This is a genomic window from Klebsiella sp. M5al (assembly GCF_002090195.1).
GTDB classification, from domain to species: domain Bacteria; phylum Pseudomonadota; class Gammaproteobacteria; order Enterobacterales; family Enterobacteriaceae; genus Klebsiella; species Klebsiella grimontii.
In genome coordinates this window covers 3017412-3034805 of sequence record NZ_CP020657.1, presented here as the reverse complement: position 1 = coordinate 3034805, position 17394 = coordinate 3017412, and the positions used below count along the sequence as shown (strand labels likewise).

At 55.8% G+C, this 17394-nt stretch carries 12 protein-coding genes; 10 read left to right on the top strand and 2 right to left on the bottom strand.

What is annotated here, in order from left to right:
• Positions 1-185: 185 nt before the first annotated feature.
• The 4 genes from ybtP to BWI76_RS14505 are packed head-to-tail and all read left to right on the top strand — an operon-like array spanning position 186 to position 6298.
• Positions 186-1898, top strand: a complete 1713-nt coding sequence (ybtP, locus tag BWI76_RS14520) for a yersiniabactin ABC transporter ATP-binding/permease protein YbtP (RefSeq protein ID WP_049250625.1) — start codon at positions 186-188, stop codon at positions 1896-1898.
• The gene (gene ybtQ / locus BWI76_RS14515; protein WP_004137013.1) at positions 1885-3687 is read left to right on the top strand and encodes a yersiniabactin ABC transporter ATP-binding/permease protein YbtQ; all 1803 of its coding nucleotides are present in this window, start codon (positions 1885-1887) and stop codon (positions 3685-3687) included. Before ybtP ends, ybtQ begins: the two co-directional genes overlap by 14 nt.
• Complete coding sequence (gene ybtX, locus BWI76_RS14510) at positions 3680-4960, top strand: yersiniabactin-associated zinc MFS transporter YbtX (RefSeq protein ID WP_004137014.1); 1281 nt, start codon at positions 3680-3682, stop codon at positions 4958-4960. Before ybtQ ends, ybtX begins: the two co-directional genes overlap by 8 nt.
• Positions 4961-4987: 27 nt before the next feature.
• The gene (locus tag BWI76_RS14505; protein ID WP_049085603.1) at positions 4988-6298 is read left to right on the top strand and encodes a salicylate synthase; all 1311 of its coding nucleotides are present in this window, start codon (positions 4988-4990) and stop codon (positions 6296-6298) included.
• Between the two features lie 69 nt (positions 6299-6367).
• On the opposite strand, the gene pgtP is transcribed toward BWI76_RS14505, so the two are convergent.
• Positions 6368-7759 (bottom strand): phosphoglycerate transporter PgtP, encoded by a 1392-nt coding sequence (gene pgtP / locus BWI76_RS14500; protein ID WP_004137017.1) that lies wholly within the window; start codon positions 7757-7759, stop codon positions 6368-6370.
• Positions 7760-8153: 394 nt separating this feature from the next.
• On the opposite strand from pgtP, the gene pgtC reads away from it, so the two are divergent.
• From pgtC to BWI76_RS14470, 5 genes are all read left to right on the top strand, one after another.
• Positions 8154-9386: a phosphoglycerate transport regulator PgtC gene (gene pgtC, locus BWI76_RS14490; RefSeq protein WP_004137020.1), complete on the top strand. Its 1233-nt coding sequence runs from the start codon at positions 8154-8156 to the stop codon at positions 9384-9386.
• On the top strand, positions 9383-11392 hold the full coding sequence (gene pgtB / locus BWI76_RS14485; RefSeq protein ID WP_004137022.1) for a two-component system sensor histidine kinase PgtB: 2010 nt from the start codon (positions 9383-9385) through the stop codon (positions 11390-11392). Before pgtC ends, pgtB begins: the two co-directional genes overlap by 4 nt.
• Complete coding sequence (gene pgtA / locus BWI76_RS14480; protein WP_004137024.1) at positions 11382-12632, top strand: two-component system response regulator PgtA; 1251 nt, start codon at positions 11382-11384, stop codon at positions 12630-12632. Before pgtB ends, pgtA begins: the two co-directional genes overlap by 11 nt.
• Positions 12633-12982: 350 nt before the next feature.
• Positions 12983-14266 carry an HAAAP family serine/threonine permease gene (locus tag BWI76_RS14475; RefSeq protein ID WP_004120369.1) on the top strand — a complete coding sequence of 428 codons (1284 nt, stop codon included), beginning with the start codon at positions 12983-12985 and terminating at the stop codon, positions 14264-14266.
• A gap of 62 nt (positions 14267-14328) precedes the next feature.
• Positions 14329-15696: an L-serine ammonia-lyase gene (locus BWI76_RS14470; RefSeq protein WP_004137026.1), complete on the top strand. Its 1368-nt coding sequence runs from the start codon at positions 14329-14331 to the stop codon at positions 15694-15696.
• A gap of 67 nt (positions 15697-15763) precedes the next feature.
• Here BWI76_RS14470 and BWI76_RS14465 read toward each other — a convergent pair whose 3' ends face one another.
• A complete protein-coding gene (locus tag BWI76_RS14465) occupies positions 15764-16207 on the bottom strand; it encodes a helix-turn-helix domain-containing protein (RefSeq protein WP_004137028.1) in 444 nt (147 codons plus the stop codon).
• A 329-nt stretch (positions 16208-16536) separates the two neighbouring features.
• On the opposite strand from BWI76_RS14465, the gene BWI76_RS14460 reads away from it, so the two are divergent.
• The gene (locus BWI76_RS14460) at positions 16537-17394 is read left to right on the top strand and encodes a MurR/RpiR family transcriptional regulator (RefSeq protein ID WP_004137030.1); all 858 of its coding nucleotides are present in this window, start codon (positions 16537-16539) and stop codon (positions 17392-17394) included.

Genomic DNA, 17394 nt, shown 5'->3' with positions numbered 1-17394 from the left:
TGATAATGGTTATTATTCACATTAATTCCCGGAACGCCACCTTGAAATAGTGTTTTTGGCGTCCATAAAAATTCATCAGGAAAATCAGCCACTCCATGTCATCTCACTCATCCAACACTGAATCGCTGTCCCGATTTCCTCTTTGGCAGGTGATTACCCCGGTTCGCGGGAAGGTGCTCCTGGCTATGGCGCTGGCGGGGCTGGCGGCCTTCACCAGCCTGGGGGCGCTGCTTTTTCTGGCATGGTGCCTGCGCGATCTGCGCGGGGCACCTGACTTCATCCCCGTCTGGCCGCTGAGCGGCGTAGTTGGCTGCGTGATAGCGACCTTTATCCTGCGCCTGCAGGCGTTCAATACCTCTCATTATGCGGCTTTCCATCTGGAGAATATTCTGCGCAGCAGATTAGCCCACAAGACCCTACAGCTTGCGCCGGGCGCGTTACAGCAGATGGGCAGCGGATCGGTGGCGAAAGTGATGCTGGATGATGTGAAGTCGTTACATATTTTTGTTGCTGACAGTACGCCGCTTTATGCCCGCGCCATAATCATGCCGCTGGCGACTGTTGTTCTCGTATTCTGGCTGGACTGGCGACTGGCCATCGCGACGCTGGGGGTACTGGCGTTTGGTTCGGTGGTGCTGTTACTCGCCCGTCAGCGCTCGGAAAACATGGCTCAGCGTTATCATCAGGCGCGTGAACGGGTCAGCGCCGCGGTGATTGAGTTCGTACAGGCCATGCCGGTGGTGAGGACCTTTGATAGCGGCAGTACCAGCTTTTTGCGCTATCAACATGCCCTCGAAGAGTGGGTCGATGTGCTCAAAAGCTGGTATCGACAGGCCGGATTTTCAGCGCGTTTTTCATTCTCGATTCTGAACCCGCTGCCGACCTTATTCGTTCTTATCTGGTGCGGATACGGCCTGCTGCACGCTGGCAGTCTCGATTTTATCGCCTGGGTAGCCGTATTACTGATAGCCAGCGGAATGGCCGAAGCGGTAATGCCGATGATGATGCTTAATAACCTGGTCGCGCAAACGCGTTTAAGCGTGCAGCGTATCTATCAGGTTCTCGCGATGCCGGAACTTTCGCGCCCGCGAGCCGATCGACAGCCGAAAGAGGCGAGTATCACCTTTGAGCAGGTAAGCTTTCATTATCCGCAAGCGCGGACTGGCGCCGCGTTGCAGGAGGTGAGCTTTCACGTGCCTGTCGGGCAAATTGTGGCGCTGGTAGGGCCAAGCGGCGCCGGGAAAAGCACCGTGGCGCGGCTGCTGCTACGTTACGCCGATCCCGACAAAGGCCATATTCGTATTGGCGGCGTGGATCTGCGCGATATGCGGATAGAGACCCTGATGAAGCAAATCTCGTTTGTGTTTCAGGACAACTTTCTTTTTGCCGACACGATCGCCAATAACATCCGTTTGGGCGCGCCGGATACGCCGCTGGAATCCGTGATAGCGGCGGCCAGAGTGGCGCAGGCGCATGAGTTTATTAGCGCGTTGCCGGAGGGTTACAGCACGCGAGTCGGGGAACGAGGGGTATTCCTCTCCGGCGGGCAGCGGCAGCGCATCACCATCGCCCGGGCGCTTTTGCAGGATCGTCCCATTCTGGTGCTTGATGAAGCGACGGCGTTTGCCGATCCGGAAGGTGAAGCGGCGCTTATCAACGCCCTCGCGGCGGCCATGCGCGGCCGGACGGTCATCATGGTCGCGCATCGTCTCTCCATGGTGACTCAGGCCGATGTGATATTGCTGTTTTCCGACGGTCAGCTCCGGGAAATCGGGAGCCACGGGCAGCTGTTGGCGCAGGGTGGCCTGTATCAACGGCTATGGCAACGCTATCAGCAGGCGCAGCAGTGGGTGCCGGGTGGAACGCAGGAAGAGGCGGTGCAAAATGAAAGACACTAACCCGGCGGATAATCTGGCCTGGCGCGCGATCTGGCGCCAGCTTATCTCCAGCGTGGGCAGTCAGGCGGGAACGCTGCGGCGCAGTCTGGTTGCTCTGCTGCTGGCGGCATTGATGCAGGGGATCGCCTTCGCCTGCCTCTATCCGATCGTTGATGCGCTGCTACGGAATGAGGCATCGCGGCTTCTTCACTGGGCTTTGGCCTTCAGCATTGCGGCGTTGGTGACGCTGGCTCTCCGCTGGTATGGGCTGGGCTTTGAATACCGCGGTCATCTGGCGCAGGCCACCCATGAGCTGCGCCTGCGCCTGGGCGAACAATTACGCCGCGTGCCGCTGGAGAGGCTCCAGCGCGGCAGAGCGGGCGAAACGAACGCCTTGTTGCTGGGCTCCGTGGATGAAAACCTCAATTATGTGATTGCGATAGCCAATATTTTACTGCTGACCATCGTCACGCCGCTGACGGCATCGTTGGCGACATTGTGGATCGACTGGCGGCTGGGGCTGGTGATGCTGCTGATCTTCCCCTTGCTGGCGCCGTTTTATTACTGGCGCCGCCCGGCGATGCGGCGACAAATGCAGACCCTGGGCGAAGCGCACCAGCGGCTGAGCGGGGATATTGTTGAATTTGCGCAGGGGATGATGGTATTGCGTACCTGCGGTAGCGATACCGATAAAAGCCGGGCGCTGCGGGATCATTTTAACGCTCTGGAAAACTTACAGACCCGCACTCACCGCCAGAGCGCGGGCGCGACGATGCTGATCGCCGGCGTTGTGGAGCTGGGACTACAGGTGGTGGTGTTGTGCGGAATTATCTGGGTGGTCACGGGCACATTGAACCTCGCCTTTCTGATTGCCGCCGCCGCGATGATTATGCGTTTCGCTGAACCGATGGCCATGTTTATCAGCTACACCTCGGTGGTGGAACTGATTGCCAGCGCCTTACAGCGTATTGAGCAGTTTATGGCGATCGCGCCGCTTCCCGTTGCCGAACGCGGGGAGATGCCGGAACGTTACGATATCCGCTTTGACAATATTCATTACCGCTATGACGACAGCGGCGATCCCGCGCTCAATGACCTCTCTTTGACCTTTCCTGCGGCCAGTATGAGCGCGCTGGTGGGCGCTTCCGGCGCAGGTAAAACCACGGTCAGCAAACTGTTAATGCGCTATGCCGATCCGCAGCAAGGGCGGATTTCTATCGGCGGCGTCGATATTCGTCGCCTGACGGCGGAGCAGCTCAACAGCCTGATTTCCGTCGTATTCCAGGATGTCTGGCTGTTTGATGACACATTGCTGGCGAATATCCTGATTGCGCGCCCGCAGGCGACCCAGCAGGAAGTAGAAGAGGCCGCCCGCGCGGCGCAGTGTCTTGAATTCATTACCCGCCTTCCTCAAGGCTGGCTGACGCCAATGGGCGAGATGGGCGGACAGCTATCGGGCGGCGAGCGCCAGCGGATTTCCATTGCCAGGGCCTTATTGAAAGATGCGCCGATCGTCATTCTTGATGAGCCGACCGCCGCGCTGGATATTGATAGCGAGCTGGCGGTACAGAAAGCTATCGATAACCTGGTTCACAACCGGACGGTGATTATTATCGCCCATCGCCTGTCTACCATCGTCGGGGCCGGAAATATCCTGGTGATGGAGGAGGGCAAAGTGGTTGAACAGGGCACCCATGCGCAGTTGCTCTCTCTTCATGGGCGTTACCAGGCGCTGTGGCACGCGCAAATGGCCGCCCGCGTCTGGCGCGCCGAAGGGGTTTCCACGTCAGAGGAGGTGGCGCATGAGTGACGTTCCGTCGAATGTGAAACCGCTGACGTTAACCACCGGGCGGGTGATTTTCGCCATTGCCGGCATCTATGTGACACAGAGTCTGGTATCGGCGCTCTCGATGCAGTCCTTGCCAGCGCTGGTGCGCGCTGCCGGCGGATCGCTTGCGCTTGCCGGGGCCACAACCCTGTTCATGCTGCCCTGGGCGCTGAAGTTTATTTGGGCGCCGTGGGTCGAGCGCTGGCGGCTACCTCCTGGCAGCCCGCAGCGCCGTTCCCGCATGCTGATCCTGCGCGGGCAGGCTGCGCTCGCGGCGATCCTGGCGATTGCCGCCGCGATTGGCGGGACAGGGCGAGAAGGCGGATTGCCCGAAACGCTAGTCGCCGCGCTATTTGCGCTGTTTATGGTGGCGGGTACGGTCGCCTCCACTATTGATATCGCCAGCGACGGTTTTTGCGTCGATCAGCTGACCCGCGCAGGGTACGGTTGGGGAAACAGCGTGCAGGTCGGCGGCAGCTATCTGGGAATGATGTGCGGCGGTGGGGTGTTTCTGATGCTGTCGGCGACCGTCGGCTGGCCTGCGGCCATGCTGATGATGGCGGCTCTGATCCTGGTCTTATCCGTACCCCTGTGGCGCATTGCCGAACCAACGCGCACGGCATCTGTTCCGCATGTTCCGGCATTGGGTTATGCGCTTAGAAGGCGACAGGCTCGTCTGGGCTTAATGTTGGTATTGATGCTGAATTCCGGCATGCGGTTTGTGCTGCCTCTACTGGCGCCGCTGCTGTTGGATCATGGTCTGAGCATGTCAGCGCTCGGCGCGCTGTTCAGCGGCGGTAATATTGCGGCGGGCATAGCCGGAACGCTGGCGGGTGGATTGCTGATGAAATACCTCTCACCCGGCAGAGCGCTGTTTGCGGCTTATGGCGCGCAGGGCATCGCGCTGCTGGCGGTAGTGATGACGCTGAAGATAGCGCCGGGTCCTCTACTGCTGCCGATTCTCCAGGTATTGATCGTTGTTCAATCTGTTTCGCTGGCCTGCGCGTTGGTCTGTCTTTACGCCACGCTGATGGCGCTTTCTTCGCCTTTGCAGGCCGGTGTCGATTTTACGCTCTTTCAATGTACTGACGCCGCCATCGCCATTCTGGCCGGCGTAGTCGGCGGCGTTGTCGCGCAGCGCTTTGGCTATGCGGCCTGCTTCCTGTTTGCCGGCGTATTCACGTTACTGGCGGCGTGGATTGTTTCTATCCGACTGCGTTCGGCAAAAGAACTGATGACAAGCTCAATTGATTGATCCGGGAATAACATAGAGAGGTAAGGGATGAAAATCAGTGAATTTTTACACCTGGCGTTACCAGAGGAGCAATGGCTGCCGATGATTTCTGGCGTCTTACGTCAGTTCGGAGATGAAGAGTGCTATGTCTATGAGCGCCAACCTTGCTGGTACATAGGTAAAGGATGCCAGGCGCAACTGCAGATTAATGCCGACGGCACCCAGGCGATATTCATTGATGATGCCGGGGAACAAAAGTGGGCGGTAGATTCAATTACCGACTGCGCGCGTCGTTTTATGACGCATCCGCGGGTGAGAGGATGCCGGGTATATGGTCAGGTTGGGTTCAACTTTGCGGCCCATGCGCGGGGAATGGCCTTTGATGCCGGCGAGTGGCCGCTGCTAACGTTAACCGCTCCCCGTGAAGAACTTATTTTTGAGAAGGGAAATGTCACCGTTTACGCGGACTCCGCCGACGGATGCCGCCGTCTGTGCGAGTGGGTAAAAGAGGTCGATACGGCGACACCATGCGGGCCAATGGTTGTGGATACCGCCCTGGACGGTGAAGCCTATAAACAGCAGGTTGCGCGCGCCGTTTCGGCGATCCACCGCGGCGATTACGTTAAAGTCATCGTCTCACGCGCGATTCCTCTGCCTGCGCGAATTGATATGCCCGCTACGCTGCTATATGGACGGCAGGCCAACACGCCCACCCGTTCGTTTATGTTTCGCCAGCAAGGACGAGAAGCGCTGGGTTTTAGTCCGGAACTGGTGATGTCGGTGACGGGAAATAAAGTGGTCACTGAACCGCTGGCGGGCACCCGCGATCGCATGGGCGATACGGCGCATAATCAGGCAAATGAGAGGGAGCTGCTGCACGACGGTAAAGAGGTGCTTGAGCATATCCTCTCGGTCAAAGAGGCCATTGCCGAACTGGAGGCGGTTTGCCAGCCCGGCAGCGTAGTGGTCGAGGATTTGATGTCGGTTCGCCAGCGCGGCAGCGTCCAGCATCTGGGGTCTGGCGTCAGCGGCCAGCTCGCGGAAGATAAGGATGCCTGGGATGCATTTACCGTGCTGTTTCCGTCAATTACCGCGTCAGGTATCCCTAAAAAAGCGGCCCTCAACGCGATCATGCAAATTGAAAAAACGCCGCGGGAGCTCTATTCAGGCGCAATCCTGCTGCTGGAAGATACGCGCTTCGATGCGGCGTTAGTGCTGCGTTCCGTGTTTCAGGATAGCCAGCGCTGCTGGATACAGGCGGGGGCGGGTATCATCGCGCAATCTACGCCGGAACGAGAACTGACGGAAACCCGGGAGAAATTAGCGAGCATTGCGCCCTATCTAAAGGTGCCCGCGTGACGGTTATCGACTCTGTTTAAGGTTAAAAGTGCCAGCAAGCTGGCACTTTGTTTTCCCGGTTTCAGGCGCTTATCGTGCGTCGGCCAGCGCCAGCTCAGCCTCTTGCTGCAGGGTGTTCTTCCGCTGTTGCTCCAGCTCCAGCGCGCCGCGATGAGAAAGGTAGCAGAACAGAATGCAGCAGACGATCCCGCCCATCAGCAGATAGAACCCGCCGTGCCAGCCCATTTTATCCACCATCACGCCAAACAGGCTGGTGCCTAAGGATGCGCCAAAGATGTAGCTCATAAATCCGCGCAGGCCAACGGCTGAACCGACGGCAAAGCTGGGCACAATTTCCATAGTCTGGACGGAGGCCAGAAACTGCGGCACGTAAATCAGGCAGCCCACTATCGCCGCGAACACCGTCACCATCAGCAGAGATTCGCTTTTCCAGTAGCCGATCAGGCAGATGAAAATCAGCGCCATACAGATCATGGCTAACGGCATCCGACGTCCTTTGAACAGTTTGTCGGAGAGCCAACCGGCCAGCAGGGTGGACGGAATCGCCGCCCATTCAAAAAACAGAAACGCGACGCTCATCTGTTCTTTGGAAAAATGTTTCACCGTCAGCAGATAGATGGGCAGCCAGCTGATCATGCCGAAACGCACCATATAGACGAACACATCCACAAAGGAGACATACCAGGCGTTTTTATTGCGCAGAACGTAGGTGCAGAAGATCTGCAATGCGCTCATGTTTTCCGGCGCTTTTACCGCGTGTTTAGCGTTAAGCACCACCTTTTCTTCCGGCATCATCTCTTCCAGCGCAGGCAGGCCTTCTTCACGCGGCGAGCCTTTACCCAGCGCCAGTACGCTCAGAGCGAACACCACCGCCACGCAGGCCGGGACGATGTAGCTGGCGCTCTGCCAGTGCTCACTGCCGAGGATAGCGAACGCGGCGCCGACGATCGGGGCGACAATCCCGCCGCCGACATTGTGGGAAATGTTCCAGAACGCCCCCACGCGACCGCGCTCCCGACGCGGGAACCAGTTAGCGATAGTGATAAAAGAGGGGCCGACGCCCATCCCCTGAAACAGGCCGTTGAGGACCACCAACGCAGCGAAGATCCAGAATGCGGTGCTGAACCCCAGGCCAACGTTGACGATAGCGCACAACACCAGGCCGCAGGTCATAAAGACTTTCGGACTGGCTTTATCCGCCAGGCTGCTCATGATGCCTTTGCTTATCCCATACGCAATGAGCATACAGCTGCTGAGCAAACCGATTTGCGTGGCGCTAAGATCTAACTGTTCTTTCAGATAAGGCGTGGATAACGTGAAGTTGTTGCGCACAATATAGTACGCCAGATAGCCCAGAAATACGCTTAGCAGCGCCTGAATACGGTATCGGCCATAAGTTGCCTGCACTTTTTCAGCAGGCACTTTATTCGCCGACGGCCCTTTTTTTAATATTGATAACATGTCGTCACCTGTATTTTATATTGCTATGAAGATCAGGAGTGGTCGGCATGCAGAGTGAAATAAGCGGGTATAAAATTCAAATCATCAAAATGGGTCAAAACTGACTCAAATTGATGAATTAAGGCGTTATTTTTGACACGTTGAGCATTAATGAAATTGCGGGTAATTAATTTTACGCGGATTTTATGTCAGGCTTGTGCGGATATTAACAAATTCCACATTCATTATCTGGTAATCTTTCCTGAGGTTTCCGGTTGCCAAAACAACTATTTTTCCGCTGGCGATGATTAATCCGCCAGGCGTCATAAACGGGTAAGTTTTGTCTCAACGCTATTTTTTCGGTATTTCAATATTTATGAACGGGATCACAAACAGGTTTTTTCGTCGGGGCGGGATGCTCAGCAAAACGTGGGCGCTGTGGCTGCTGGCCGCCGGGTTTAGTCCCTGTACGGCGCAAAGCGAAGAACTGGTGATGGCGACAACGTTTTCTCCCGGCGCCACCGCGTGGATTATCGCGCGCTGGCAAACGGAGCCGGGGTCGGTGATGATTCGTACGCTCAACCGCACCAGCGCCTCGCTGGAACAGCTGCTTGATACGGCAAATGCGGAAAACGTTGATCTGGTTCTGACTTCATCACCGATGCTGCTGCAGCATCTTCAGGAACATCAAAAGCTGGCGCCGTTCAACGGCGCGCCGGCAGGTAGCCAACATCTGGTGCCGGAATCCATCCGTTCAACGTCCGTTGCCGTGGCGATGTCGGGGTTCGGTTTACTGATTAACCGCTCGGCGTTGACGACGCGGCATCTGCCCGCGCCAGCGGACTGGGACGATCTCACCGACCCTCGCTATCAGGGGGCGCTGCTGATGAGCAGCCCGTCGCGCTCGGACACCAATCATCTGATGGTAGAGTCGCTGTTGCAGCAACAAGGCTGGGTTAAAGGATGGCAGACGTTGTTGGCAAGCGCGGGAAATCTGGTCACGATTTCATCGCGCAGCTTTGGCGTGGCGGATAAAATTAAAAGCGGGCTGGGCGTAGCCGGTCCGGTAATTGATAACTATGCCAATCTGCTGTTGAACGATCCGCATTTGACCTTTACCTACTTTCCGCAGTCCGCCGTTTCGCCAACCTATGTCGCGGTGCTCAAAAACAGCCAGCACGCCAGCGAAGCGCGGCGCTTTATTCGCTATCTGCTCAGCCCGGAAGGGCAGCGGATCCTCGCCGATGCCAATACCGGAAAATACCCGGTGACGCCGCTGGCGGCGGGCAATCCGCGGTCGGCGCAGCAGGCGCGGCTGATGAATCAACCGCCGTTGGACTATCGCCTGATCCTCAAGCGTCAACGTCTGGTTCAGCGGATGTTTGATACGGCCATTAGCTTTCGTCTCGCCCAACTGAAAGATGCCTGGCGGGCGCTGCACAGCGCGGAAGCCCGTCTTAAGCGTCCGCTGCCCGAGATACGCGCGCTGTTAACCGGTGTCCCTGTCGACCCGGCGAGCAGTGAGGATGAAGCCTGGCTGGCGCAGTTCGACAATAAGAGCTTTGCCGAGCAGCAAATGATGGAGTGGCAGCTCTGGTTTCTCAATAACCAGCGTCAGGCGATCGCAAAACTGGAAGAACTCAAATGATGGGCCGGTCCATGCTGCAACGTTTGCGACAAATCAGCATCAGCACCAGCCTGCGCGGGGCTTTTCTGATGGGCGCGCTGCTGACGCTGATTGTCAGCGGCGTCAGCCTCTATTCATGGCATGAGCAAAGCTCGCAGATACGCTATTCGCTGGACGAGTATTTTCCCCGCATCCATTCTGCTTTTCTGATTGAAGGCAATCTCAATCTGGTGGTCGATCAGCTCAATGAATTTTTGCTGGCGCCGAATACCACGGTGCGCCTGCAGCTGCGTAACCAGATTATTCAGCATCTGGATAAAATAGAGCGGCTGAGCCAGGGCTTGTCACCCGCGGAACGCCAGCAGCTGGCGGTGATTTTACAGGACAGCCGCGCGCTGCTGTCGGAGCTGGATCGCGTGCTCTACAACATGTTTCTGGTACGCGAAAAGGTGGGGGAACTCTCGGCGCGTATCGACTGGCTGCACGATGATTTTACCACTGAGCTGAATTCACTGGTGCAGGACTTTACCTGGCAGCAGGGAACGCTGCTCGATCAGATAGAAGCCCGCCAGGGCGACGCGGCGCAGTACCTGAAGCGTTCCAGAGAAGTCCAGAACGAACAGCAGCAGGTCTATACGCTGGCCCGCATTGAGAATCAAATCGTTGACGACCTGCGCGACAGGCTTAATGAACTGAAATCCGGAAATGATGACGGCATGCTGGTGGAGACGCATATCCGCTATCTCGAAAACCTGAAGAAAACGTCGGATGAAAATATTCGCGCGCTGGACGACTGGCCGAGCACGATCACGCTGCGACAAACGATTGATGAGCTGCTGGAAATCGGCATGGTGAAAAATAAGATGCCGGATACCATGCGCGACTACGTTACAGCGCAAAAAGCGTTAGTGGACGCCAGTCGCGCCAGAGAAGCCACGCTGGGGCGCTTCAGGACGCTGCTTGAAGCCCAGCTTGGCAGCAGTCATCAGCAAATGCAGATGTTTAATCAGCGTATGGGACAGATTGTCCGCGTGAGCGGCGGGTTGATTCTGGTGGCGACGCTGCTGGCGCTGCTGCTGGCGTGGGTGCTGAATCATTATTTCATCCGATCGCGGCTGGTGAAACGCTTTACCGCGCTGAACCAGGCGGTGGTGCAGATTGGTTTAGGCCGGACGGATGCCACCATTCCGGTTTATGGCCGGGATGAGCTGGGGCGTATTGCCGGTTTGCTTCGCCATACGCTGGGTCAGCTTAACGCGCAAAAACAGCAGCTTGAACAGGAGATTGGCGAGCGAAAAACGATTGAGGCCGATCTTCGCGCCACCCAGGACGAGCTGATCCAGACCGCTAAACTGGCGGTGGTGGGGCAGACGATGACCACCCTGGCGCATGAGATCAACCAGCCGCTGAACGCGCTGTCGATGTATCTGTTTACGGCAGGACGGGCGATTGAGCAGGGACAGACGGCGCAGGCGCGGGCGACGTTAAGTAAAGCGGAAGGGTTGATTAACCGCATTGACGCGATTATCCGCTCGCTGCGCCAGTTCACCCGCCGCGCTGAACTGGAAACGCCGCTGCATCCGGTCGATCTGCGGCAGACGTTTATGGTGGCGTGGGAACTGCTGGCGATGCGCCATAGGCCGCAGCAGGGAACGCTGGTGGTACCGGATGAAACCGTCTGGATCCGCGGCGATGAAGTGCGGGTCCATCAGGTACTGGTGAACGTGCTGTCGAATGCGCTCGACGCCTGCCCGAACGCGGCGAAAATTACGGTGAGCTGGCAAATGAACGGCGACACGCTGAGCGTGTTGATTGCCGACAACGGCCCCGGCTGGCCTGCGGCCTTGCTGCCGTCACTGCTGAAGCCGTTCACTACCAGTAAAGATGTGGGGCTGGGGATTGGGCTGTCGATTTGTGTTTCTCTGATGACGCAAATGGAAGGGACGCTGCGCCTGGCGTCGACGTTAACGCGCAACGCCTGCGTGGTGCTGCAATTCAATTTAACGGATGCAAAAGATGTTGAGTAATGAGTGTTCGATTCTGCTGATTGATGATGATGCCGATGTGCTGGATGCCTATACACAGCTGCTTGAGCAGGCGGGTTATCACGTCCATGCCTGCGATAATCCCTTTGCGGCGCGGGAGTGGGTGCAGAAGGACTGGCCCGGTATTGTGCTGAGCGATGTCTGCATGCCCGGCTGTTCCGGCATCGACTTGATGACGCTGTTTCATCAGGATGATGAGCAGCTGCCGATTGTGCTTATCACCGGGCATGGCGACGTGCCGATGGCGGTGGACGCGGTGAAAAAAGGGGCCTGGGATTTTTTGCAAAAGCCGGTCGATCCGGGAAAGCTGCTCTCGCTGGTGGACGCCGCGTTACGTCAGCGGCAATCGGTGATCGCGCGTCGCCAGTATGGCCAGCAGACATTGCGGGTTGAGCTGGTTGGGCGCAGTCAGTGGCTGGAACAGTATCGCCAACGCTTACAGCAGCTGGCGGAGACGGATATTGCGGTCTGGCTTTACGGCGAACCGGGAACCGGCCGTATGACCGGCGCGCGCTATCTGCACCAGTTGGGGCACAACGCCGATGGTCCGTTTATCTACTGCGAACTGACCCCGGCCAATGCCCATAAGCTTAATGAACCGATCGCGCAAGCGCAGGGCGGGACCCTGGTATTAAGTCACCCGGAGCACCTGACCCACGAGCAGCAGCATCAACTGGTGCAGTCGCAGAGTCTTGAACGGCGGCCTTTTCGCCTGATTGGCATCGGCAACGCTTCGCTGGTGGAGCTGGCGGCCAGCGGCCGGATTGTGGCGGAGCTCTATTACTGCTTCGCGATGACGCAAATTGCCTGCCTGCCGCTGTCTAAGCGGCCTGATGATATCGAGCCGCTGTTCCATCACTATTTGCAGAAAACCTGCCAGCGGCTGAATCATCCTGTCCCGGAGGTGGATAGCCATCTGTTGAAAGGAATGATGCGCCGGGTGTGGCTAAACAATGTCCGTGAGTTGGCGAACGCAGCCGAACTGTTTGCAGTGGGGGTGTTACCGCTTGCGGACACGGTGAATCCGCAGATGCACGTTGGAGAGCCCACGCCGCTCGATCGCCGGGTCGAGGACGTTGAACGGCAAATCATTACCGAAGCGCTGAATATCCATCAGGGGCGGATTAATGAAGTGGCGGAGTATCTGCTCATCCCGCGTAAAAAACTGTATCTCAGAATGAAGAAATATGGCCTGAGTAAAGAACACTACAAGGGGTTTTAGGGGCCACAGAGGAGGAGGGGAGTCATATTCGGTTACTTCCCCAACTTTGATTTTATTAATCGTATGACAAATAATGTTTGTTATCTCCGGGTTCGCCAGATATAAATATTCAGGAGATTAACCACCCGCATTAAAATAATAACGTATTAAAAATGATACTTTAAAAAATAATGAAATTTCAGTATTAATTTTGATGCGTTAAAAGTCACTGCTATCAATCAGGTTATGTGATCGCTGTTAGCGAATTAGCATAGTCGCATTTAATAAAATAGCCAAATAAACACAGCGTTTTTATTACCTGCATCAGAGTCAATAAATTCTGACCCTATTTTTATTACTGAGGCCATATTATGGAAACCGTTCAAAATACCCTCGTCGCTCGCGAGAGCAGCGGCTGGAGAAAGAGTGATACCGTCTGGATGCTGGGCCTGTACGGTACCGCGATTGGCGCAGGGGTGCTTTTCCTGCCGATTAACGCCGGTGTTGGCGGCTTAATTCCATTAATCATCATGGCAATTCTTGCCTTTCCAATGACCTTTTTCGCCCACCGTGGTTTGACCCGTTTTGTGTTGTCAGGAAAAAATCCGGGGGAAGATATTACCGAAGTGGTTGAAGAGCATTTCGGTACCGGGGCAGGTAAACTCATTACGCTGCTCTATTTCTTTGCTATTTATCCGATTCTGCTGGTCTATAGCGTCGCCATTACCAACACGGTCGATAGCTTTATTACTCACCAGCTGGGTCTGGTGTCTCCGCCGCGCGCCATTTTATCGCTGATTTTAATTGTCGGTATGATGGGTATTGTCCGCTTTGGCGAAAAAATGATTGTTAAGGCCATGAGCGTGCTGGTATTTCCGTTTGTGTTTGCGTTGATGATACTGGCGCTGTATTTGATACCGCAATGGAATGGCGCGGTACTGGATACCCTGTCGCTGAGCGGCGCTTCGGCTACGGGAAATGGGCTGTGGATGACCCTGTGGCTGGCTATCCCGGTAATGGTTTTCTCCTTCAACCACTCGCCGATTATCTCCTCTTTTGCGGTGGCGAAGCGTGAAGAATACGGCGAGGACGCCGAGCGCAAATGCTCCCGTATCCTGGGCTTTGCCCACATCATGATGGTCCTTACCGTGATGTTCTTCGTCTTCAGCTGCGTGCTGAGCCTCTCCCCGGAAAACCTGGCGGAAGCGAAAGCGCAGAACATCTCCATTCTCTCTTATCTGGCGAACCACTTTAACGCGCCGGTGATTGCCTGGATGGCGCCGATCATCGCGATGATCGCCATCACCAAATCCTTCCTCGGCCACTACCTTGGTGCTCGCGAAGGCTTTAACGGCATGGTGATTAAGTCTCTGCGCGGTAAAGGCAAATCGATCGAAATCAACAAACTGAACAAGATCACCGCGCTGTTCATGCTGGTGACCACCTGGATTGTCGCGACCCTGAACCCGAGCATTCTGGGCATGATTGAAACGCTGGGTGGCCCGGTCATCGCGATGATCCTGTTCCTGATGCCGATGTATGCCATCAACAAAGTACCGGCTATGCGCAAATATAGCGGTCACATCAGCAACGCGTTTGTGGTTGTGATGGGACTGATTGCCATCTCTGCCATTTTCTTCTCGCTGTTCAGCTAAGTTTCAGCGCCGCCGCTCACCGGCGGCGCATCCGTTTTGCTATGTAACCGCATGGGTGCCACATGATTAGCGTTTTCGATATTTTCAAAATCAGCATCGGGCCGTCCAGTTCCCATACCGTTGGGCCGATGAAAGCAGGAAAACATTTTGTTGATACCCTGCAGGAAAAAGGCCTGCTGCATAAAGTGACCCGTCTGGTGGTGGACGTGTATGGTTCTCTTTCATTAACGGGTAAAGGCCACCATACCGATATCGCCATTATTCTTGGGCTGTCCGGGTATTTACCGGATACCGTTGATATCGACGCCATTCCCGACATCATTCGCGATGTCAACGTCATGCATCGTCTGTTTATTGAAGAAGGCCAGCGCGAAATTGAGTTCCCGGTGGCGGAATGCATGCGCTTTCACAATGAGTTTCTTCCCCTGCATGAAAACGGCATGAGCATTACCGCGTTTTGCGACGGCAAAATCGCCCATTTCCAGACTTATTATTCCATCGGCGGCGGTTTTATCGTGACCGAGGAAAACTTTGGCAAGAGTCAGGGCGCGGAGGTCGATATTCCGTTCCCGTTCTATTCCGCCCGCAACCTGTTGGCACACTGCCAGGACAACTGCCTGTCGATTTCCGCGGTGATGATGAAAAACGAGATCGCCCGCCACGGCAGGGAGAGCGTTGAGCAAAATATGGCGAAAATATGGGAGACCATGAGAAACGCCATTAACCGGGGGATGAATACGGAAGGTATTTTACCGGGGCCGCTGAAGGTGCCGCGCCGTGCTTCTGCGCTGCACCGTGTGCTGGCGCCGCAGAGCCAGTCGATTACGCCGCTGAGCGCGATGGATTGGGTCAATATGTTCGCCATGGCGGTCGGAGAAGAGAACGCGGCGGGTGGGCGAGTCGTGACCGCGCCGACCAACGGCGCCTGCGGTATTGTCCCGGCGGTACTGGCCTATTACGATCGGTTTATCAAAGAGGTGACGCCGGAAATCTCTATGCGCTATTTCCTGACGGCAGGCGCGATCGGCATTCTTTATAAGATGAACGCCTCCATTTCCGGGGCTGAGGTCGGTTGCCAGGGCGAAGTGGGTGTGGCCTGCTCGATGGCGTCCGCCGGTCTGGCCGAGCTATTGGGGGGTAGTCCGGAGAAGGTGTGCATCGCCGCGGAGATCGGTATGGAGCATAACCTTGGCCTGACCTGCGATCCGGTGGCCGGCCAGGTGCAGGTGCCGTGCATCGAGCGTAACGCGATTGCGGCGGTGAAGGCGATAAACTCGGCCAGTATGGCGATGTACCGTACCAGCGATCCGAAAGTCTCACTGGATAAAGTTATCGAAACGATGTTTGAGACGGGCAAAGACATGAACGCCAAATACCGTGAAACCGCCCGCGGCGGTCTGGCGATTAAAGTCGCGGTGTGTGAATCCTGAGTCCCATAAAAAACGCCTGTTTAACGACAGGCGTTTTTTCTTTCCCCGGCGGTGCAGGCCCTACAGTTTAGGGCTTTTTTTTCTCTCCGTCAGGCGGCTGGAAAGACCATACCACGCTGTTAGAAGCCGATGAGGTGTACCATTCGTTAATGGTGGCGTTTGACTCGCTGGTCTGCGTCGCGGCGGCCTGCTTCTCTTTTGGCTGATGCGTTTTTTTCCGAATGCGGATACGGGAAGGGGCCCCGGAATTGATCTGCGCTTTAAAGGTGCGCATATGTGAATCGAATAAAATCGACTCCAGTTGATGTAGTCGGTCGAGGCCGCGCAAAATACCAATCAGCGTACTGAGAGTGACGGACTCACCTAGTTCAACGCGTTTAATGGTTGCCGCGCCGACCTGCGCGCGTTCGGCAAGCTCAATCTGTGATAGCCCCAGTTGTATACGCGTTTCTTTAATTCTTCGGCACAGTTCAGAAATAATTTCACTGTCAGGCATAGTACTGAAACGCATCTTAATTCCTCTACTGCGTAATAAATCCTGACTAATTATTTAGCAAGCCAATTTATAAATAAAGCGAATAATTTCTCTTTTGCGATAGCGGCGACAATGTTTTTTGCCAATGCCATCAAAGAGTTGGGTAGACGCTCGTTCCTGAGAATCCCACGGTTTCAGGCGCCAAATAAAGAGACTTCGGATCAATCGCCTGGGGCGATGCTCCGTGGCGCAGGGATGAGTCTCCGTCTCTGCCATAATGCAATTACGGCGAATTATGGTTATATATATCCCTTTCTGCGGCCCGGTTTCGCCGCAGCCACTCTTACGGATGATAACGATACGCCATGAATCTTCGTGAAAATATTGTGAGCCAATTCAGCCTGCTGTCGCCCGAACTCCAGCGCGCGGCGGAATTTTCCCTGCAAAATGCCAACCAACTGGTGGTGCAATCAATGCGCGCCTTCGCCGCGGAAGCCGGCGTTAAGCCTGCCACGCTGCTACGCCTGGCGCAGCGTCTGGGCTATAACGGTTGGCGGGAGCTGAAAAGTGCATTTATCGACGATCTCGGCTTAGGAAATGATACATATGTATCTAAGGCTGAAAAATTGATCGCGAAAGGAACGCAGCCCGCGCTGTACGAAGAGGTGTTCCTCGCGCATCAGGCCAATCTGGCATTCACTCAGGCAGAGAATCAACACGCTATGCAGCAAGCGGTTAGGTTGCTGGATGAAGCGAAGCAGGTCTATATTTGCGGCTTCCGCGCCAGCTTTCCTATCGCCTGGTCGTTGTTTTATGTCTATCGATTGTTCAATCGCCAGGTGTCGCTGATTGACGGGCTGGCAAGCAATATCGAAGTCTTCACCCGTGAGATCAACGCGGAAGACTGCCTGCTATTGACCAGCTTTTCTCCCTATTCCCGCGAATCTCTCGACGTTCTCAATGCTGCCAGGCAGGCCGGGGCACGGATTATCGCCATCACCGACTCACCGGTTTCGCCGCTGGCGCAAACGGCGGACTGCACGCTGCTGTTTTCCCTCAGCAGCCCGTCTTTTTTCCCTTCGATAGTGTCCGGTATGGGCGTCGCCGAGTGTTTGCTGGCGATGCTGGTTGCCCGCCACGGTAGGGAGGCGGTGAATAAAATTGAGAGCGCAGAACGTTATCTGCAACGCTCCGGGGCGTATGTGATGCCCGATAAATCCTGA